This is a genomic window from Streptomyces sp. NBC_01506, assembly GCF_045040295.1.
Lineage (GTDB): Bacteria > Actinomycetota > Actinomycetes > Streptomycetales > Streptomycetaceae > Streptomyces.
Map to the genome: position 1 here is coordinate 3,528,573 of NZ_CP109422.1, position 19,894 is coordinate 3,548,466.

The window sequence follows — 19,894 nt, forward strand, 5'->3', positions numbered from 1 at the left end:
CGGTGCGACCACCCCGCCGGTGGTACAGCGCACTGCACCATGAATCCGGGAGACCGCTCTCCTCCCCGGAGCCCCCGCCAAGGGCATCGTGGTACCCACCACCGAGAAAAACCCACTTCCCCCTACGGAGAAACCGATGAAGCCGCTGCTCTGGTTCGTACTCGTCATCGCCCTCGCCGCGAACGTCTTCGCCGGCGTGTCCCTGGAATCGTCGGACCGCGTCCTGGTGAACGTCCTGTCGGGCGTCGTGGTCCTGGCCTCGGGCACGGCCCTGTTCGCTCTCCGCCGCCGTACCTGACCGCCGCCCGGCTCAGAGATCGGAGACGGCCATCCACAGCTCTACGTCGGACACGACCAGCCGCCCCGGCCGCTGCTCGGCGGTGTCCGGAACGACCGCGCGTACCACGGGCCGCTCCCCCTTCTCCACGGTCACCTTGGTCCCGTCGAACTTCGGCGCCTCGTCGCTGACGACGGACCCCAGCTTGGCCTCCAGCCGCTCGGCCGTCTCGTCGTCCTTGACGACGAAGCACAGCACCTCGGTGTTCTTCCCGGCCGAGGTCGCCCGCTGACCGGCGACGGCCAGCCGCACCGGGTCGCCGGACTCAAGGGGGCTGAAGTCCGCGCGGTAGACGTCGCCCAGGCACTCGGCGGCCCGCTGGTAGTCCTTGTTGTCGGCGAGGGAAGAACCCTTCTTCGAGTCGAAGCCCTTGGAAGAGTAAGAAATCTCGTCCTCCGAGACCTGGAACGCCATCCCCGACTTCCCGGAGTCCGTCCACACCTCGCCGCCGCCATCCCCTTCACTCTTCTTATAGCCCTCAGCCTCCAGCGACTTGGCGATGGCCTTCGCGTCGAACGACCCCTCCCAGTGACCGGCCTGGTCGGTGTCGACCGAGGTATCGATCTGCGTCACCTTCAGACTCTCCCCCCACGGAGCCGCCCCGTACGAGTTGAGCAAGGCCCCACCGGGCCGCGCGACGAGATTGAACCGCTCCGAGTCCGCCTTGCTCAACTCCCGCACGGCGGCGGCATCGAGGTAGGCAACTTGCCTGTCCTCGCTGCCGCCGCCCAGAGCCGCAAGCCCACCGAGCAACGGCGACTCGCTGTCCCCCTCCCCGGAGTCGGACGAACAACCGGTGACGGCGAGCAGAAGGACACCACTGAGAGCGACGGCCCCGAAGACGGACCCGCGAGCTGATATGCGCATGACGAAGAAGGCTATACCGACGCCGCTTGAGGGATGCCGTGCGCTCAGCCCCGCGCTCAGCCCTGGTCCGGCCAGCGTGCCGCGGCATGCCGGAGTTCGTCCTGGTCGGGCAGGAGGTCGGCAATCCGCGCCCAGATCGTCTTGGCGTCCACGCGCACAAGCCTGAAGGCGCTCGCCGGAGTGATCCGCTCCTCGGGCACCGGCTCGCTCGGCAACTCCCGCAGCCAGTAGCCGAGGGGTCCGCAGTCCCAGACGGCGAAGGAGCGCGTCTGCGCTCCGCCCCGGTCCTCGGGGTGGGCCTTCCAGGCCGAGGTCAGACGCCAGCTCGACCGGAGTTCGGATATCAACTCGGCGACGAGCGACAGCGCCGGCTCGGCGAGGCCGCCGCCCGTCTCCAGGCCCTGCCGGATCACCTCACGCTCATCGGCGGCGGACCGTACGGGCCCCTCGCGTTCCAGCACGGAGAGCCCCGCCTCGACGGTGCCGATGGTCGTCTCGACGACGGAGACAGCCGCGTCGCGCCCGGCCGGGGACTGCTGGAGGTTGACCATCTCGGCGAGTTTCCACACCAGCGTCTTGGGCTCGACGCAGCCGTACTCGGCCTCGCTCACGCCCGGCCATGACTGGTGCGCGACAACATGATCCGCACCGATGAGCATGCCGTGGTGCAGCTTGCCCTGCCGCCCGGCGGCCTCCAGCGAGATGACCACGCCAGGGGCGAGGATCGTCTTCATCATCGGGAGCAGCGCGGCGGACAGCTTCCCTTCCTCATCGACCAGACCGCAGTCCTGCAACTCTTTCTGTGCCGACGCGAGTTCGTCGGGCACCTCGTCCCCTGCCGCCAGCTCGGAGAGCACGATCACATGCTGGTCAGCCAGCCGGAAGCGGGACCGGGAAATATCGAATGAAGGCATACACACTCACTTGATAGTCGCTCATCCCAGGAGAGCGAGCCAGAAGTTGATGATCCTTGAGAAGCCCGCCCGTACAGCGCCGAACTTTGTGAGCACGGACCGGTTGACTCCGCAGAAAAGAGCCGCGAGACAGACATCGACGGGCAGGACCCGGCCCGCCGCCTGCAAGGTTGCCTTCCTGCCTTTTCCGCGCCCCGACTGCCGCACCGTGACAACGACACCGGGATCTCCGGCGCCGGGCCGCCGGGACACCGTGAACGCCCAGCGGTTGATCGCCGTGAGCCTGTACGCGTCGCCCAGATACGTCATACGCAGGGAACGCCCCCGGTGCGTCGGCGCCCACCGGTTCCGGCTCAGCCGCACAACCTCGTCACCCACCCGCAGCGTCGCGCCATTGAGGGTCGGCATGAACACGACCTCCGTGTGGATGCCACGCGTCTCGAACGTGGCCGTGGGGATCAGAGCACCCTCCACAGCCGTGACGATCGCGTCGTCCCGCCGATCCGGGCCCGCCGGGTAGACCACCCGGATGTCACCGAACTCCGCAGAAGTGCCCTGCCAACCGCGCTTCGTGAGCCCGACGGGCTGTTTCTCCTTCCAGAACGCGAGCGTGAACGGGCTGAGAGTCGTGTGCATGGCTTTCCCTCGCTAATCGAAGGGGTTGAGGGCGCCGCCCAGCTTCTTCGCCCCATCGGCGATACCGTCCCCGATGTCCGACGCCTTGTCACCCGCCCAGTCCCCGGCCGTCTCCAGGCCCTTGCCGATGGCCTCGTGGTTGTCCCACACCAGAGCGCCGGCGTACGCCACACCCGTGCCGATCGCCAGACCGGCGGTGACCGGGTTGGGCGCCACGGTCAGCGCGGTCATCGACGCGCTGAACGCCGTTCCGGTGACGTCGCTGGCGAACTTCGAGGGATCGGCCTTGATCATATCGGTGTTGTACGTGGCCAAGTTGGCCACACCGTAGGCCGTCGTCGCGACGCCACCGACGACACCCGCACCCCGGAGCCACCCGGCGGCCGACGCGGCGTTCGCGAGTCCGCCGGTCTGCGCGACCCTCACGAGATTGGCCTCGGTGGCCTTCGGTACGATCCAGGAACCGTTCCTCAGGTACGTGCCGAACTGGGCCGCTTCGTCAGACCCGGTGAAGACCCGGACCAGACCCGGAGGAAGCTTGCCCAACAGGCTTCCGGGCGCGGCCCCGGCCAAGCGGATGTTGACGGCGTTGGTGACCGTGGTGCCGGCCGCGGTGATGTCCTTGCCCTCCTTCAGGTACTGGAACAGTTTCCAGGAGCTGCCCCCCGTCCCGATGATCGCGGCGGCGAAAGCGCCGGCGGTGATCGTGCCGTTCTGTACGCCGGCGAAGAGGTCCGCCAGCCGCTTGCTGCCGGTCCCCTTCTCCACCACCTCCCGCTGGAGGCGCTGAAGATAGTCGTCTATCGTCTCGTCGTTGCGCATCGCCAGCGAGGCAAGCTCCAGGCGCCCCTGCTTCTGCTTGTCGTCCGCCGTCGCGACGTTCTCGGCGTTGCCGTTGAAGCCGCCCACCGTGCCGTCGTTCTTGGCGCCACCACTGTCCTTGACGACGGTTTCGAGGTCCTTCTGGAGGTCGTTGTCCGCGTCGTTGACAGCCTTCACGCAGGACTTGATGTACTCGGCCCAGGACTGCTCACTCGCCCGGACACTCGCGGCGTAGTCCGGGTCGTGACGCAGAGCGTTGCGCTCGCCCTCGGTGGCCCGCTCGTAGTCGAAGGCGACATTGCCCTGCTCCGAGACCTTCATGCCCGCCTTGATGGCGTCGGCGCGCCCGGTCTCCAACTGCTTCTTCAACTCGACGAACTGGTCGTGCGCGTTACGCAGCAGTGCCGCGGTCGCCTTCGCCTGAGTCTGGGCGGCCTGGTACTCGTACCGGGTGGCCGCGAAGTTCAAGGAGGCCGCGTCGGCGCTCTCCCCCTGCCAGACATCACCGAGGGTGACTTTCTGGACACTGTCCCGATAGCGCTTCTCGACCTTCTCGAACTCCCCCGCCATCGACTTCCACATGTCGGCCGCGGCGGAGAGCTTTCCGAAGTCGGTCGTCATGACGTCGCTGTATGTCAGCATGCCCTTTTCCCCCGGGACGCTTCAGAATCCTGCGGTAACCTGCGGCGGCTCACTGGTAACCGTCGAACGCCGACGGTGTCTTGATGCCGTAGAGCTCGGCACGGCGCGCGCTGTCGGCCCCCGAGAGGTTGCCGACAGTGCCCTTGAGGCCGTCCCGCTCCTTGCTCAGGCGGCCCATGAGCGTCTTCACCTGCCCGTCCCAGGTGGTCTGCACCTTCTTGAGTGCCCCTGCGGTCACCCATCCGCTGAGCGAGCCGACAGCACCGGCGTTGGCTTCGTCCGCGTGGTTGCCGGCCTTCTTGGTACTGGTCAGCAGTTCGGTGGAGATGGTGTCGGCGGCGGCCTTCTTCTCGGCCGGCGTCGACACGAGCTTGGACGTACCGCTGGGGCCCGAGGCGGGGCCGTCCGCGGGGAGTTGGTTCAGTCTCATCCCCGTGGAACCCCGTTCCGCCGCCTCGGCCCGCAGCGCGGCCCACTCCTCGTCAAAGCCCACGGTTCGCCAACCCCCGTTGGTGGTGATCACGTTTGGCGTCACATTATATGTCCGGCACCGCAGCGCACCGGAGTCGGCCCACGCAAGAGGACGACCTCGGTTCCCGCTCAGATACACGACGCTGAGCCCACGTCAGCATCGGCCGCAGCACGACCGGCAACTCGGTTCGAACGAGCGCGCAGCCGAAGTCACCGACGGCGATACCACCCAACGGCACGCGAGACGCCATGCACCGCCAGTTCGCAAGCTGACGCCGACGCCATGGCCAACGTCGATTGGAGCGTCAGGTGGATGCCACTGTCTCGAACGTAGCCGGGGGATCAGAGCACCCTCTACAGCCGTGACGATCGTGTCGTCCCGCCGCTCCGGCCCCGCCGGGTACACCACCCGGATGTCGGGGTTGAGGGCGCCGCCCAGCTTCTTCGCCTCGTCGGCGACACCCTCCCCGACGTCCGACGCCCTGTCCCCCTGGGAAAAGTTGCCCGGTCAACTCACCAGGAATTCAACTCACCAGGAATTGATACAAGGTCGGCACGCTGGAATTCGACGCGGCGTCGTATGCCTCGACCTCCACCCACGAACGCCCCGAATTCTTCGGCGTCCAGCTCACCGACGCGGTACCGTCCGCACCCGCCGCGATGGACTCCATCGGCTTCCCGTCGAAAGCGTACCGAAAGCGGACCACGTCGCTGTCCCCGTCGGCAACGGTGAACGTGAACGTGCCCGCCTCACCCCCTGGGTGCCACACCTCGTCGTTCGGGTACCGCGCCGACGCGACCGTCGGTGCCCCGGGCCGAACGCTGTCCAGCACCACCTCGCACCGCCCGGACGCGCCGTCCGAACTCCACGGACCCCACGCCTCCCCGTCGTACGCGCGGGCGTCCCAGTGGATGATCGCGTCCGACGGGATCTGCGGTTCGCCCGAAGGCGGCTGGGACACGGTGTGGGTGAAGTGCGTGCCGGGGGTCGAGGCCTTGTAGCCGGTGTCGTAGGTGTACGAGCGCTCCGCGTCGGCACCGTCCTGCCAAGCGACCCGGAACTGCACCATCACCGGGTCGGAAACCGGCGGCACATTGTCGGGATCGCGCGCCTCGACTCTGAGTCGGGGCAGTTGAGCGGCGTACGCGCGCGCCTCGCCCCAGCCGCACGGCTTGCCCGGATCGGTCGACATCAGCTCGTGAACGATCCGCTCCGGCGGAGAGTTGCGCACCGTGGCGACCGCCTCGGCCTGCCCACCGGGCAGCGCACCCGAGCCCGCGACCAGCACGCCGACCAGCGCTCCGACCGCCGCCGTCATACTGCGCCGCCACCCGCGTCTCGTCTCTCCCCAAGTCGTCATCGAGGCAGTCAACGCGATCAAGGAAGGCCCCTCAAGACCACAAGTCCGACATGAGCAGACACGATCAGTCACAGGGCGATCACAAAATCTTCATGCCTCATGTCGCACAGCTCACCTCCAAAACCCTCTGCCGTCCACACAGGCTTCCATCAACCTGCCCACCATCCACCGGTATTCGGTCGCCGAATGTTTTTCACGCCGAGTGCGATGATCCGCGGGCGCACTCCAACAGTTCGTGGCCCGTGCCGAGCTGGACTATCTCGGCCATTTCGCGCATCTCCAGCGTGAAGGCGCTCCTGCGCAGGATCTCCAACGACGACCCTGTTTCTGCTTACCGATGCCCGACTCCAAGCCATCAACACCCGGAACGACGCTCTCGGGCCGACCGGCGACGGCCCTGACCATCCACCTGCCGCAGTCGTCGTCCGCTGACGTTGCCGTCAAAACACCGAAGAGGTTGACCTGCAAATTCTCCACAGTCTAATTGCGTCCGACCTTAATCGATCGAACCGCAAGGAACCTGCCGCGTGAGGAACTCTTCAAATGACTGCGCTACCCGCCTAGGGGCGCGATCTTCATCGATATAAGCGACGGCAGGTTCACCCTCGGGGCCACACACGGAATAGTCGAGCATTACCGTGTCATGACCAGCAGAGGGGGTGTGGCAGATCACTACACCGATCTCCGGATACTCCCACTCGGCAATCAAATATGAGCTTCCCCCCACCTGATGACGAGTCGATTCCCCAGGCTCCGCCGATTCCCCGAATCCCGCTGATCTCAAAATGGTCGTCAGCCCAGGACGTCGGAAACGATGTGAGGTAGCAGCGATGTCGCGGAGTTCCTCCGTTCCGTCGGAGCAGCTAGCCTGCTGGCGTCGAAGGCAGTCCTGCTGCCTGGTTGGCCAGTCTGAAGTCCCTCGATCGACTACCAGTGAGCTGAATTCGAACGTCCGGAACCTGCGGATGGCGCCATGCGGAGAAATCTGGGAATCCTTTCGCATCGAACGGAACATTCGTATTTGGATGGGTGCCTCCGGCGAGTTTTCCGTTCCGCACCTTCGGCGTGGCGCCATTGGCGCAATCGCATGTTGTGGGGTGGCTCTGAACAGCGCCACCGCAATTGTGTACAAGGACCGGAGTCTCGGCCGCCAGCACATGGTACGTGTGCTACGCGACCCCTCTCTATCTGCGTATTCGCAGATCAGCGGCGGTTTCGGGGTCCGCTGGTGTCCGTGGTTGTGCGGGGGAATCCGTGGGTGTTGCCGTCGCTACTGCCGTCAGGAGCGCGGGGCGCTCGGTGGTGCTGCCGCTGGCGCGGTGTCGGCGCAGGGGGACTTTACTGCCACGCTCCGGGTTCGGCGCGGAGTATGGCGCGGACGGTCTGCTCGTAGTGCTGGTGGCCGGTTCGGGCGCAGTGTTGGGCGATCCAGCGGGTCAGTTCGTCCAGGGTGTGGAGGGTGCCGGTTTCGGAGCCGCAGTTGTGTTCCTCGCCGGTGACGCAGAGCGCCTCGTAGGTGGGCAGCGCCATGGGGTCGGCGTGGGTGGTCACGTGGTACTCGCGGAACCGGTAGCGCCCTCGCGCGCCGCTCTGGCCGGGTGCGCCGGTAGCCGTCTGGTCAGGCATCGTCGGCTATGACGTTGCCGTCAACTACTGCCGTCATGGCCCACGGGAGCCCCACCTACGGGGCTCCCGTTTTGCTTTAGCGATTTACAGATCAACTCACGTCGACGCCCGGCATGTAGCGCATAATGTCTCACATGAACTCTCTCGCCCCCACGGACAACCCGGGCCTGCTGCGATTTCTGCGGAGGTGGTACGGCGCCCCGCAATCACCCAATGCGAGACTGGGAGAATCGCCTGAAGCGCCCAGAGAGCTTGTCGAGTGGCATGAAATCTCTGCCCAGTGGGGCGGGGAGATCACCTCGCACAACTACGCCGTCCCTCTTTCGGAACTCGCGGTGGAAGACGGAATGATTCCGTTCTGGGTTGAAAACCAAGGAACTTGGGTCTGGGCATTCGACCCGGCCGGCGAAGATCGCTCTGTGTACGAGCGAGAGCCGTCCGACGAACCGACCCCATGGCGACGGACTGACGAGCAGCTCTCAGATTTCTTGATTCATGCCACGATCCTAGAGGCAATCCTGGGGGCTCCTGCGAAGAAAGTCGCGCAAGGAGTCCCGGCAGATTGGCTCTGGTCTCGGGAAGGAAGTCACGAGTTCCCCTTCCCCGCGTGGAACTGGCCAGCTAACGACTCGCGCATCCTCCTCGGCGAGAGCTGGGTGGCGCTCGTCCACCCGAGCGATGATCCCGACGAAGGTCATGACGTCACCCTGGCGGCGAGGGCGCCAGGCGATCTCTCCTGGGCGGAGAATATGCCAGGAGTCAAGTGGCGCTCATACTCCGGCGCTCAGGACTACACAACCGATGAACCACTGCCCTGGTAGACAGTGAAACACGAATCGGCGGCCGATCCACCTGGATCAGCCGCCGATTCCTTTCCAGACTCAGTCAGGAAGTCCCGTGAATTTTTCAGTCCTACGCGGTGAGATCACCCACAGCTGAGAACCTTCGGGCAGCATGTCAGGCAATGTACTTCTGCATGTTCCGCAGGTCCCCGTCGCGTAGTCGATGTAGAGCACGGCCTTTCTGACACCCGGGTTCATACGCAAGAACGCTGCTGCGTGAGTCTCCACGTGCTTTCCGTTATCCTTCGTACGACCTGGGAGGTTCTTGAGGAGTCCAGACTGACCGCCTGGACCACTGATCATCGGAAGCTGATCACCCCCGACATCAAGAATTCCCACAGTGCGCCGCGGGTAGTCCTTCTGCAAATCTTTCAGGGACGGGCCGCAATTGCTGTTGTGAACGAGGACCGGAGTCTCGGCCCCCAGCACATAGTACGTGTGCACATCAGCGACGGTCAGGTTGTAAACCGTGGCCTGCTGCGTCCAGCGTGCCACCGCCGTGATCTGTACGTGTGTGCCCGCGCTCCTCCTCAGCCACTGGCCCGGCTCGAGGGCCGTCGCCGTGATCCACTCGTTGAGTTCGGGGACCCAGAACGGGTGGCCGTCGGTCGCCGTCACCGAGGCCGTCTTTGTGCCCTTCTTGCCGTCCGTGTCGATCGTTACCCTGACCAGGTCCTTGGCGCCCTTGCCCTTGATCTCCGCCGTGACCGTCCTGGCCGAGGTCTTGCCGGTCTTCGGGTCGGTGGCGAGGACCTTGTCGCCGACTCTCACGTCCTTGATGGATTTGGTGGTGCCGTCCGCGAGAAGGACTTGGGTCTCAGGAATGAAGCTGTTCGGGCCGTCGCACCTCCCCAGACCGCCCGCCCTGGGACCACCCACCGCCGACATCGCGCGCTGGGTCCAGGGTGCTGCTCCGACCGGCCGGACTGCGCCGCATCCGCTTCCACTACCTCCACCACACCACCGCCACCCTCCTCCTGAAGGAAGGCATCGAACTCGTTGTCTTGGTGGGGCTTCGGACCGCTCTTAAGAGGCCAATTCAAGCTGCGCCCGAGCGCTGTGACTCAATCGAATTTACCGGTCGTACGGTGGTTCACCAAGCGCGTGAACGAGACGATTGGCCACTTCATTGACAGTGAAGTCCCACCCAGTCAGGTGCTGCCCACTCCAATTAATCCCCACCCGGAAGTCGTCCTTGGCCAGATCCGGCAAAGCCTCGTTTCGCCAATGATCCAGCGGCATTGAAACAGCACGAAATTGAGGACCCCACAGTTGAGCAGCGCGCTGCGCACGGGCCTCCGATGACCAATAGGGAAATGCTGGCCGCCCAGAACTTGAAACCGGCGTCGGACTGCCGTCGTCATCTCGAACCCACCAAATGGTACGAGTCTGAATGATCTCACGGAAGAAGGCCGCCGCCTGCGCCCCACTTACGCTCACTTGAACCCTCCCAGATCGTCCCGACTTGAGCAGCACGCTTGAGCGCGGCGCCGGCGGGCACTGGCACCGCGCCCGTCCGTAGCGTTAGTAGCCGGGTGGGAGCCTACGGTATCCGCCAGGATCCATAATTACATGATCCTCTGGCCATCGCGGTGTCAGCAACATACCACCATTCCGCTCGGGAATAGGTTCATGGCTCAGCTCCATTGATTCCCACGATCCGTCCGAACGCTGCCGCTGCGGCGCCGATCCCCGCTTCATACGAGGGATGTTTGGGGCACCGTATTGGTCTGCGTCACCCGGCTCCGCCGCTTCGTTCTTCCAAAATCGCTTACGCATGGTGGACAAGGATGGCGCGACGCCATTTTTATTGGACTTAGAATAATCTTCGCCCAAGAAGAAGCTCGCCAAGCTCACCGCCAGGGACGTCCCCACCTGGCTCAACCAACTCCGCACCACTTGCCAGTGCTGTGCCCGCAGCATCGACGCCGGCCGTGATCAACCCCGTTGCTGCGTCACCGGAACATGCTGCTCCAAGCGGCTCTCGCCGCTGACACTGGCCTACATCCACTCCGTCCTCAAGTCCGCCCTGGAACACGCCGTGCGCGAGGAGGAGATCCCGCGCAACGTCGCCCGCAACGTCCGTACCGGCACGCCTCGGCCCCGACGCTTCGAACCCCTCACCGCTGAAGAAGCCCGCCAGCTCCTCGCCGCCGCGAACGAACACCGGCTGCAGGCCCTGTTCGAACTCGCTCTCCACACCGGGCTCCGCAAGGGCGAACTCCTCGGTCTCCGCTGGGAAGACCTCAACCTCGACCGGGGCACCGCTGCCATCCGCCGAACATTGCAGCGCACTAACACAGAGGGCCTCACCGCTTTGCCCACCAAGACTCGGGCCTCCGAGCGCCGCATCGCTCTCCCTGACCGCTGTCTCCAGTCGCTGAAGCACCGCTACGAAGAGCAGCAGCGCGACCGTGACACGGCGGGCGCCGAGTGGCAGCACAACGGGTACGTGTTCACCACGCCGCAGGGAAGATCGATCGACCCGACCAACCTCACCCGGACCTTCACCACACTCCTCCGCAAGGCCGGCCTCCGCCGCATCCGCTTCCACGACCTCCGGCACTCCACCGCCACCCTGCTCCTGGAACAGGGCATCGAACTCGTCGTGATCAAGGAACTCCTCGGCCACGCCCACATCGGAGTCACCGCCACCGTCTACGCCCACGTGCGACTCCGCCTCCAGCGCCAGGCCATAGACACCCTCGGCACCGCCCTTGACGTCCTTGGCAACGACGAGTCGACCCGCGACAACGGCGACGACCCGCCGCTGTGCGGAGCCACCGTCCACTGACGTTGCCGTCAACTACTGCCGTCACCCACCGCAGAAGCCCCGCCAGGACGCACCTGGCGGGGCTTCAATTTTGCTACTGCTATCCAACACGTCGATTGCAGGATTGGGCCGTGAGGCTACACCTCACCCTCCAGCCAACGATCGAATGGTGCAGCCTCCGACAGGTCGAACTTAATCGCCTTCAACCCCCGTGCGAAGTCTTCGGCCAATTTCGAGAGCATCGCGACTAGCTCACTTTGCGCAATGCTCTCGAACTCTGGGTTTGGAACCCAATTGGTCCGCGACTCGCAGTGAACAATCACCAGGTCCTCGCTTGGACGGAAGGCCAAAGTTCTCTCGATACCCTGCGAGTAAAGATCCACCTCGATTTCGCGGCACTCACGCACATTCGCAATCAGCGACGGGAACTGCTCCATGAAGGCAGACAAGTCATACCCGACATTGAGCGGCCACTCATCGTCCCCGAAACCGCCAATGTGGAATCTACTGCCTCCAGCATCGGAGAGGGCGCTACACGCCTCCATGACCAGGGTTTCGTAATCGTCACCCGGCTCCAGACCGGCTAGATCAGGAGCCGCAGCACCAGACTGCACGGCCGGATTGAACGACACAGAGAAGCTCATATCTCCAGCCTCCTAGTTCGGGCCAATAATCGGGAATCCCGTTTTGTACAGCCCATTTGGACTTGGGACGATGGTAGCTGCCCGCGCTTGGACGATACTCCCATCGGGCATAATCACCTGTCCCAACCCATCTGGAATGCGCACCGACCTGGGACCGGCTCCTTCGACATGGAGTCCCTTCAGGAAGTCCGCAGCGCCGTCATTGTCCAGCCATTGACCCTGCTGATTCCCGGTGCTGCGAGCGCGATCGGTCAGGGCCTTCGTGTTCTTCGCTCCGGCGCCATGAGTCTTGAATGTATGACCCCACGTCTTCACACTGTTGGCAGCCCAATTTGTGCAGTTGCTGTTGTGAACGAGAACCGGTGTGGCCCCAGCCAGCACATAATACGTGTGCACATCAGCGACGGTCAGGTTGTAAACCGTGGCCTGCTGCGTCCAGCGTGCCACCGCCGTGATCTGTACGTGTGTGCCCGCGCTCGTCCTCAGCCACTGGCCCGGCTCGAGGGCCGTCGCCGTGATCCACTCGTTGAGTTCGGGGACCCAGAACGGGTGGCCGTCGGTCGCCGTCACCGAGGCTGTCTTTGTGCCCTTCTTGCCGTCCGTGTCGATCGTTACCCTGACCAGGTCCTTGGCGCCCTTGCCCTTGATCTCCGCCGTGACCGTCCTGGCCGAGGTCTTGCCGGTCTTCGGGTCGGTGGCGAGGACCTTGTCGCCGACTCTCACGTCCTCGATGGATTTGGTGGTGCCGTCCGCGAGAAGGACTTGGGTCTCAGGAATGAAGCTGTTCGGGCCGTCGCACCTCCCCAGACCGCCCGCCCTGGGACCACCCACCGCCGACATAGCCGCGGCTTCGAGCATGAAGCCCGCAGCCATCGAGCCGAACTTGGCCTCCAAGCCCTTGGGGCAGTCCCCCGTCTGCTTGCAGGCCCACAGGGCCCAATGGCCCAACTGGCCTTCTGCGGCCCCCGGGTTGTAATCGGGATTTGTGGGGTCGTCCAAGAACCGCGGCAGCGTTCCGTTGGTGTTGCGGGCCGTGTCCAGGAACCTGTAGAAGCGCTGCGTGAATTCGTTCTGTCCGTCCCAGCCCTTCGGGATCACGATCGTGGGATACACGATGACCGTGTTTTTTCCGACGACAGAACCGTCACCGTTGATTCCGGACCCGACCGCGAACTGCACTTTCGGATCAGGCGCGTTCTTCGCCTGCACATAGCGGACCGGGTTGTTCTTGCCGGTCCCCGTACCGCCGATCGCAACCCCCGCTCCACAAGACTCCGGCCGGCACAGACCAGTCGGGTCCGAGGACGTCACGGGGTTGCTGCCCGCGTACGTGTAGCCGTTGAGCGATTCCGGGTCGGTCAGGTCCATGAGCGGGTCGACGCTGATGAAGCGGCCGATCGTGGGGTCGTACTCGCGGGCACCGAGGTGGACGAGGCCCGTGTCGGTGTCCTTCGTGCCGCCGACGAATCCCTTGTCTCCCGCCCAGTCGGCGGGCTGGGTGCCGCGCGGGGCGCCGAAGATGGTGCTCTTGCGGCGCGTGACCTGCTGAGCCGCGTCGGAGGTGACCTGCGTGGTGCCGGTGCCGTGGTGGTCGCTGAACAGCAGCGTCAGCTTGCCGCCCTTGCGTACCGCGATCGGCTCCGCGCCGGCCGTGTAGTAGCGGGTGCCGGTGACGGTGCCGTTCTTGGCCAGGTGGAGTTCGTTGCCCGCGGGAAGGTAGAGGGTGGTACCGGTGGAGTCCTTGCGGAGCATCCGCTGGCCCTCGGTGTCATACAGATAGCTGCTGCTCACGGCGCCCTGGGTGACGGACGCCAGATGGCCTTCGTCGTCCCACTTCAGGCTCTGCGACTCGGCGGTGGGGCCGGTCTTGCGGGTCTCGGTGTTGCCCGCGCCGTCGTAGGTGAAGGTCTCCTCGTGCGCGTTGGTGCCGGTCTGAGTCACCTTCGGCAGATTGTGCGTACCGGCCTCGGGAGCCGCGTACGTACGCACGGTGTCGGCGGTCGGACCTGAGGGCGTCTTGTGCTGGGTCTCGGTCCTGCGGTTGCCCACCGCGTCGAAGGTGTAGCTGGTCCAGTACGCGTCCTGCCCGCCGACCACGGAGGTGGACGGCGAACCGGCGCACTGCTCGCCCGTGTTGGTCCACGCCTCGGTGATCCGCCGCAGGGCGTCGAGGCCGAAGCACTGGGTGTCCGTGGTACGCGTGGCGTCCTGGCCGTAGGCGGTGGCGACCGAGGTGACGTTGCCCGCCGGGTCGTAGGCGTACTTGGTGTCGTCGATCCGCTGGGGCGCGACCTCACGATCGGTGTACGCGCGGGTCAGCGCACCCGTGTGCTCGTCGTACTCGCTGGTCGTCCACAGATGCTCGCCGAACTCCCCGTACTCCTGGCGGGTGTTACGGCCGTAGTGGTCATAGGTGTTCCCCGACACCAGCGCCGCGTCCGGAACCCCGACGGTGCTGAGCAGCCCGGTGACCGGGGTGTACGTGCTGCTCACCCGCTCCGCGCCCAGGTCACCCATCGCGGGCTGCTCCACCCGCGTCACCTGGCCGGTGTTGACGTTGTAGGCGGTGGTCCACTTGTACGTACCGGCCAGCGCGCCCTCGCTGTCGGGGATGGTGACCTGGGTGAGGACCGGCTGGTAGAGGGAGTTGTACGACGTGATCGCGCTTTCGTACGCCTTGCCGCCGATATAGCGGGTGGCCTTGGAGAGTTGGCCCTTGGCCGGGGTGTCGTAGGCCCAACTCGCCAGAGTCGTGGCGCCCTTCGTCAGGGACGTCTCACGACCGAGGTCGTCGTAGTTGGTGTGCAGGGTGATACCCCGGGCGACATCCGTCGTGTCGGTGGCCCGGTCGCCCTTGTCGTAGACGGTGGTGGTGACACCCTTGTCCGGGTCGTCCACCTTCGTCTGGCGCCCCCGCACGTCGTAGGTGTACGTCCACCTCGCGCCCGAGGGGTCGGTGACCTGCTCCAGCAGCCCCCGCTTGTCGTGGGTGTAGGTGAGGGACTGCGACTGGGTGCGGTCGGCGTTGGTGTACTGCTTCACCTCCGTCGTACGTCCCAGCGCGTCCACGGCCTCGGTGGTGGCGGTGCCGCCCTTGGGCGGGATCACGGTGGTGGTGTCACCGGTGTAGCTGGTGGTGGTGCGCTTGGTCTCGTCCCCGAACTTCCGGGCGATCACCGCCGTGACCCGGCCGGCACCGTCGTACAGGGTGTCGCTGGAGGAGGGGTACTTCAGCTCCTGGCCCGTGACCGCGACCGGTTCGGGGGGCCCGTCCGCGTAGTAGACCCCGGAGTCGCGCCAGACCAGACCACGCGTGTCGTAGAACATCTCGCTGACCAGACGGCCCGAGCGGTCGGGTGACAGGTCCTGCGTCTGCACGGGCCGCAGCAGACCGTCCGAGAAGGTGTACGACGTCTGGTACTGCGCGTCGTGCGTCAGGGATTTGGTGGTGGTGACGATCGGGCCGTCCCGGCGTACCAGATAGTCGTACACGTGATTGGGCGAGTCCGGATACGTGGCGGCCGACCGGGTGGGAATCCACACCTTGGTCACCCGCCCGAGGGCGTCGTAGGCGGTGGTGGTCACCTTGTTGTTCGCGTCGGTGACCTGGGTGGGCCGGCCCCTCAACGGCTCCATGACCGTGGTCGTGGTGTGTCCGAGCGGGTTGGTCACCAGCGTCTGTGTCGGCGCCTCGCCGGTGGCCGGGGTGTACGCGGTGGTCGTCGTCTTGCCGTACGCGTCGGTGGCGGCGAGGGCGCGGCCGTACGCGTCGTAACACAGCTCGGTCTTCGATGTCCCGCATGTGCTGGGGACCGAGGCGCTGGTGTCGTAACCGTCGCCCTTGCCGTTGATCCGCTCGGTCTTGGTGACCAGGCCCTTGGACGGTGTCGCGCCGTGGGCGCCGTTGTCGTAGGAGAAGCGGACGTCGTCAATGACGTCCTCGGGCCGGGTGACTGCGGCGCCGCACTCCTTGGCGACCGTCTCGGTCCGGGAGACGGAGTTCAGCAGCCGGGTCGCGGTGTTGCGCGCGTACGTGCTGGTGGTGCACTTCTCGTCGCCGGTCCTGGCCGTGTCTCCGGTCTCGGAGATCGACTTGACCATGCCGTAGTCGTCGAACTCGGTGGCGGTCTTCGTCGTACGCGTCCCGGTCGACGTGGTGGTCCTGGTGGACACGTTCTGCGTGTCCGTCATCCGGGCTTCCAGGTCCGGCAGTCCCGTGCGGGTGCGCGTCGCCGACGCCGTCGAGCGCCAGGGGGTGTACGAGGTGGCGGAGACCAGTTGGCTCGTGTCGTCCCCGTTGTAGGTCAGGGTCTCGCGCGGCTTTCCGGCGAACTGCTCGCGGTCCGTCACGATCGCGCCGGTGGAGTCCTTGACCTCCTTGCCGTCGAGGCCCCGGAAGTACCGGCCCTCGGTGAGGGTCCTGGCATCGAAACCGGCTCCGGTACGGATCTGGACCCGGCCGTAGCCACGGGACACCGAGTACGTACGGTCCTCGGCCTTCGCGAACTCGTCGGTGCTCTTGCTCCAGGCGGCGCCGTCCAGATAGGCGTAGGAGGTCACCTTGTCCGGCGTGGCGGCCAGATTGTCGCCCTCGGTGACCTGGGTGACGACATAGGAGTTGAACCAGTCGTCCTTGGCCGTCTCGCCTTCGAAGGCCCACTTGAAGTGGTAGCAGCGGGAGGTGTTCGTCTCGTCCTTGGCCGGCAGGGTGGTGGCGGTGCAGTCCGGCTGCGAGTAGGTGGCGGCGATGGTGCCGCCGGTCTCCGTGGTGATCTGGTAGACGCGCAGCCGGATGAACGGGGCCAGGCCGTCCCCGAGTTTGTCGACCCGGTTGGCCTTCTGCTCGCCGGCGAACGTGACCGGGGGCAGGGTGACACTGCCGCCTGCCTTGCCGGTACGGGTGATGGACTCCAGCCACATCGGGGTCGAGATGCCGTCCCCGGAGGCGGGGAAGCCCTGCTTCAGTGACCAGGAGTCCACGTCTTTGTACGCACCGCCGGTAAGCACCTTGGTGGTGATGGAGGTCAGGCGCTTACGGGACCAGAAGCTGGGCGAGAACTGGGACTTGCACTCCGTCGCCGCGGCCTTGCAATGCAGGTCGAACGGCACATCGGGCCAGTTCTTGGCGTTCGTCTCGTCAAACGTCGAGCAGGTGGTCAGACAGCGCTCGTCCACCCCGAAGTGGACCTGGCCCATGGCCTTGGTGGTGTACGCGGCGCCCGCCCGCAGCCCGTAGTCGATGTGGTCGAGATAGCTGCCGCGGTCGTAGGAGGTGACGGTGGCCTTGCCGGTGGTTTCGTCGACGTTGCGGCCGTAGTTGTTGGTCTCGCTCTTCCAGTAGTAGGCCATCGCGTTGCCGCGCGGGTCCACGACATGGTCGAGCTGCCAGCGCCACGCCTGCCGGCACCACGCGTCGGCGAAGGCGGCCTTGTAGCAGGGCTCACCGGACTGGTTGCCGAACACCGGCACCGTGGACGTGGAGTTGGTGACCGGGTCGTCCGCCGCGCTGCCGTTGTCGCTCCAGCCGGGCAGCCGGTTCAGTCCGAAGAAGTACTGGGTGCCGTCGCTCGTGGTGATCTTCCAGTGCTCTCCCGCACCGTCGACGCCCGCCGTGCCGCCGTCGCCGTTGGAGGCGCCGGTCAGCTTCTCGACCTTCTCGCCCGAGTCGGTCGCCGGGTGCCAGCCCTTGCCCTCCTCGTACACCAGCTCCGTGCTCTTGCCGCCCAGGGACAGGGTGACGTTGTTGTTGTACCAGCACAGGTCACCGACCCTGGTGGTGTTGGTGCCGTCCTTCTTGTCGTCCTCGCAGGACTTGTAGCGGCGCTCGACATAGCCGGGCTCCCACGACCAGCCGTCGCCGATCCAGGACGGCTGGTTGTTCGAGGCGGCGGTCCGGCCGTCGACCGACTGCGAGCTGTAGCTCAGATCGACGGACGGCTGGAGGCCGCCGGGCACGCCGGGCACGCCGATCGGCTGGGACCAGTTGAACGAGCCCGAGGCTCCGCCGGCCGACCAGGACCCGGACGGTTCCAGCGAGGTCGCCTTGTAGTCACCGGTCGGTCCGGCGGCCTCGGCGGCGGCGGCCAGTACGGTCGGTGCGGCAGCGGCAGCAGCAGCGGAGCCGGAGGCCGTACCGGCGGCGGGCTTGAGCGCCACCGGCGCGGACAGCGTCGCGGCCCGGGTGTCGTTGGTGGTCGAAAGGGGCTTCTGGGTACGGCACTCGGGCCTGTCCGGCGTGGTCAGCGCGCACGCCGGCAGTTCCACGAGCCGCAGCCGCGCCGCCCAGTCGCCACCGTAGGCGCCACGGAAGGAGGAGTAGTCGACCCGCACCTCCGCCGAGGCCGGCCGGGTACCGGAGTCGGCGCGGCGCGCGGACAGCAGGACCCCGTCAACTCCCGCCGCGAGCGCGGCATCCCGGCCCGCCATGGTGACCTTCACCGTGCCGGGCAGCTCACCGGCCGCCGCCCGGTCCGGTGCCGAACGGTCCTTGGCCGCCCCGCTCGCGGCCGGAAGACCGGCGACCGAGACCGGCAGCGCCCCTGCCCGCCGGGCCTTGCCCGCCTGCGGGGTCACCTCGGCCGAACCGGCCGCGGGCCAGGTCACCTTGGGACTCTTCCACGCGTTGGCCTTCGCCGCGTCCGGGAGCTTCTTGCCCCCGGCCGCGACGGGCTTCACCGGCACCGCGGCGGGCTGTTTCAGCTCCGGCAGGTCGACGCCCGGATCCTTACCCGCCGCGACAGCCGTGGTCGCGGCGGTCGCGGGAAGCACTCCCGCCATGACAACCGCGGCCATGGACACAGCGAATCCCCGCACGCCGAAACGGCTCACGCCCCCACCCCTCGCAGGCATACAAAAATTTCACCGGACAGTAACAGCACCACCACTCTCTGCACCAGATGCCCCAGGTGACCCACCCCACCCTCCACAACCACCCCCCACCCCCGACAATGGCGACGTGATCACACCGTCTTCGCCGTCACGGAGCGTGCAGCGTCGGGCCGAGCATGGGCCGACCCCCTTCGTCGATCTCAGCCGCGCCGAGTGGAGCGCGCTGCGCGACAAAACACCGTTGCCGCTCAGTGCCGAGGAGGTCGAGCAACTGCGCGGGCTCGGGGACGTCATCGATCTGGACGAGGTGCGGGACGTCTATCTGCCGGTGTCCCGGCTGCTCAACCTGTACGTGCGGTCCACCGGCCAGTTGCGTGGCGCGCTCAACACCTTCCTCGGGGAGGCCGGCAACGGCCACGGCGCCCAGCGCGGCACCCCCTTCGTGATAGGGGTCGCCGGCAGCGTGGCCGTCGGGAAGTCGACCGTCGCGCGGCTCCTTCAGGCGCTGCTGGCCCGTTGGCCCGAGCACCCGCGCGTGGAGCGCGTGACCACCGACGGGTTCCTGCTGCCGATGAAGGAGTTGAAGGCGCGCGGTCTGATGTCGAGGAAGGGCTTCCCGGAGTCGTACGACCGCCGCGCCCTGACCCGCTTCGTCGCCGACATCAAGGCCGGCAAGGACGAGGTGACCGCGCCCGTCTACTCGCATCTGAAGTACGACATCGTGCCCGGCGAGAGGCTGGTCGTACGGCGCCCCGACATCCTCATCGTCGAGGGCCTGAACGTCCTCCAGCCCGCCCTCCCCGGCCAGGACGGCCGCACCCGTGTCGGTCTGGCCGACTTCTTCGACTTCAGCGTGTACGTCGACGCGCGCGCCGAGGACATCGAGAGCTGGTATCTGAACCGCTTCCGCAAGCTGCGCGAGACGGCGTTCCAGAACCCGTCCTCGTACTTCAGGAAGTACACCCAGGTCTCGGAGGACGAAGCCCTCGACTACGCGCGCACCACCTGGCGCACCGTCAACCGGCTTAACCTGCTGGAGAATGTGGCGCCCACCCGCGCCCGTGCCACTCTGGTGCTGCGCAAAGGCCCGGACCACAAGGTCCAGCGGCTGTCCCTGCGCAAACTCTGAGC

The 19,894-nt window shown here is 66.2% G+C and carries 14 protein-coding genes and 2 pseudogenes; 4 read left to right on the plus strand and 12 right to left on the minus strand.

The window, feature by feature from the left end; translation table 11 throughout:
- The first annotated feature begins 136 nt into the window (after positions 1-136).
- The gene (locus OG329_RS15275) at positions 137-298 is read left to right on the plus strand and encodes a hypothetical protein (protein WP_405795662.1); all 162 of its coding nucleotides are present in this window, start codon (positions 137-139) and stop codon (positions 296-298) included.
- Between the two features lie 12 nt (positions 299-310).
- Here OG329_RS15275 and OG329_RS15280 read toward each other — a convergent pair whose 3' ends face one another.
- From OG329_RS15280 to OG329_RS15315, 8 genes are all read right to left on the minus strand, one after another.
- Positions 311-1,204, minus strand: coding sequence for a hypothetical protein (locus OG329_RS15280; RefSeq protein ID WP_405795664.1), 894 nt, complete (start codon positions 1,202-1,204; stop codon positions 311-313).
- Between the two features lie 56 nt (positions 1,205-1,260).
- On the minus strand, positions 1,261-2,118 hold the full coding sequence (locus OG329_RS15285) for a histidine kinase (protein WP_405795667.1): 858 nt from the start codon (positions 2,116-2,118) through the stop codon (positions 1,261-1,263).
- 21 nt (positions 2,119-2,139) lie between these two features.
- Positions 2,140-2,754, minus strand: coding sequence for a hypothetical protein (locus OG329_RS15290; protein WP_405795669.1), 615 nt, complete (start codon positions 2,752-2,754; stop codon positions 2,140-2,142).
- Between the two features lie 12 nt (positions 2,755-2,766).
- Complete coding sequence (locus OG329_RS15295; protein WP_405795671.1) at positions 2,767-4,218, minus strand: hypothetical protein; 1,452 nt, start codon at positions 4,216-4,218, stop codon at positions 2,767-2,769.
- A gap of 49 nt (positions 4,219-4,267) precedes the next feature.
- On the minus strand, positions 4,268-4,741 hold the full coding sequence (locus tag OG329_RS15300; RefSeq protein ID WP_405795673.1) for a hypothetical protein: 474 nt from the start codon (positions 4,739-4,741) through the stop codon (positions 4,268-4,270).
- 472 nt (positions 4,742-5,213) lie between these two features.
- On the minus strand, positions 5,214-6,050 hold the full coding sequence (locus tag OG329_RS15305) for a hypothetical protein (protein ID WP_405795674.1): 837 nt from the start codon (positions 6,048-6,050) through the stop codon (positions 5,214-5,216).
- Between the two features lie 496 nt (positions 6,051-6,546).
- Positions 6,547-7,209 (minus strand): SMI1/KNR4 family protein, encoded by a 663-nt coding sequence (locus OG329_RS15310; protein ID WP_405795676.1) that lies wholly within the window; start codon positions 7,207-7,209, stop codon positions 6,547-6,549.
- 179 nt (positions 7,210-7,388) lie between these two features.
- On the minus strand, positions 7,389-7,676 hold the full coding sequence (locus OG329_RS15315; protein WP_405795677.1) for a hypothetical protein: 288 nt from the start codon (positions 7,674-7,676) through the stop codon (positions 7,389-7,391).
- Between the two features lie 134 nt (positions 7,677-7,810).
- Between OG329_RS15315 and OG329_RS15320 the strand changes: the two genes are divergently transcribed.
- Positions 7,811-8,497 carry a hypothetical protein gene (locus OG329_RS15320; protein ID WP_405795679.1) on the plus strand — a complete coding sequence of 229 codons (687 nt, stop codon included), beginning with the start codon at positions 7,811-7,813 and terminating at the stop codon, positions 8,495-8,497.
- Positions 8,498-8,557: 60 nt separating this feature from the next.
- Here the strand turns inward: OG329_RS15320 and OG329_RS15325 are convergent.
- Together OG329_RS15325 and OG329_RS15330 are read right to left on the minus strand one after the other, a co-directional pair.
- Positions 8,558-9,475, minus strand: a pseudogene (locus tag OG329_RS15325) (polymorphic toxin-type HINT domain-containing protein); the annotation flags it as partial.
- A 117-nt stretch (positions 9,476-9,592) separates the two neighbouring features.
- Entirely contained in the window at positions 9,593-9,994 is a 402-nt protein-coding gene (locus OG329_RS15330; protein ID WP_405795681.1) for a DUF2750 domain-containing protein, read from the minus strand.
- A 358-nt stretch (positions 9,995-10,352) separates the two neighbouring features.
- Here OG329_RS15330 and OG329_RS15335 point away from each other — a divergent pair.
- Positions 10,353-11,312, plus strand: a pseudogene (locus OG329_RS15335) (tyrosine-type recombinase/integrase); the annotation flags it as partial.
- 116 nt (positions 11,313-11,428) lie between these two features.
- On the opposite strand, the gene OG329_RS15340 reads toward OG329_RS15335, so the two are convergent.
- Together OG329_RS15340 and OG329_RS15345 are read right to left on the minus strand one after the other, a co-directional pair.
- Entirely contained in the window at positions 11,429-11,935 is a 507-nt protein-coding gene (locus tag OG329_RS15340) for a hypothetical protein (RefSeq protein WP_405795682.1), read from the minus strand.
- A gap of 12 nt (positions 11,936-11,947) precedes the next feature.
- Positions 11,948-18,727 (minus strand): polymorphic toxin-type HINT domain-containing protein, encoded by a 6,780-nt coding sequence (locus OG329_RS15345; protein ID WP_405795683.1) that lies wholly within the window; start codon positions 18,725-18,727, stop codon positions 11,948-11,950.
- Positions 18,728-18,893: 166 nt separating this feature from the next.
- Here OG329_RS15345 and coaA point away from each other — a divergent pair, with 166 nt between their 5' ends.
- On the plus strand, positions 18,894-19,892 hold the full coding sequence (coaA, locus tag OG329_RS15350; RefSeq protein ID WP_405801852.1) for a type I pantothenate kinase: 999 nt from the start codon (positions 18,894-18,896) through the stop codon (positions 19,890-19,892).
- The last annotated feature ends 2 nt before the right edge of the window (positions 19,893-19,894 follow it).